A 478-nucleotide genomic window follows, 5' to 3' on the forward strand; every position below is an offset into this window, starting at 1 on the left:
TCCGTGCTGCATCTGACCCGGCCGCTGAACGACAAGACCAAGAGTTTCAAGACGGTCGTCACCGTCGATGAGATCCGCAAGGTCAGCCGCTTCCTGTCGCTGACCTCGCATGACGGCAGCTACCGGGTCGTCATCGTCGACCCCGCCGACGACATGAACACCAATGCCGCCAATGCCTTGCTGAAAAATCTTGAAGAGCCGCCGGCACGGACTCTGTTCATCCTGATTGTCCACGCGCCGGGCAGCCTGCTGCCGACGATCCGGTCGCGCTGTCAGGTGGTGAGATTGAACCCGCTCGACGCCGGATCGGGAGCGGCAAGGCTTTCCGGCGCCTGCGCGAAATCCGGGTGCTTCAGCAGATGATGCGCAAGGTGGAAGGCGAGCGTCGCCTTGCCGATGCCGACTGGCCCGGAAAAGATCAGCGCATGCGGCAGCTTGCCGGCGCGATAGGCGGCGGTGAGCACGCCTGCAGCCTGGC

2 pseudogenes are annotated in these 478 nt (G+C 64.0%); one reads left to right on the forward strand and one right to left on the reverse strand.

What is annotated here, in order from left to right:
• A pseudogene (locus EOA22_RS36980) lies at positions 1-303 on the forward strand (DNA polymerase III subunit delta'); the annotation flags it as partial.
• Here the strand turns inward: EOA22_RS36980 and EOA22_RS36985 are convergent.
• Positions 294-478, reverse strand: a pseudogene (locus tag EOA22_RS36985) (DNA polymerase III subunit delta'); the annotation flags it as partial. The pseudogenes EOA22_RS36980 and EOA22_RS36985 sit on opposite strands and share 10 nt — an antisense overlap.

The sequence above is a fragment of the Mesorhizobium sp. M7A.F.Ca.US.014.04.1.1 genome (assembly GCF_003998745.1).
In the GTDB taxonomy this organism is placed as follows: Bacteria; Pseudomonadota; Alphaproteobacteria; order Rhizobiales; family Rhizobiaceae; genus Mesorhizobium; species Mesorhizobium ciceri.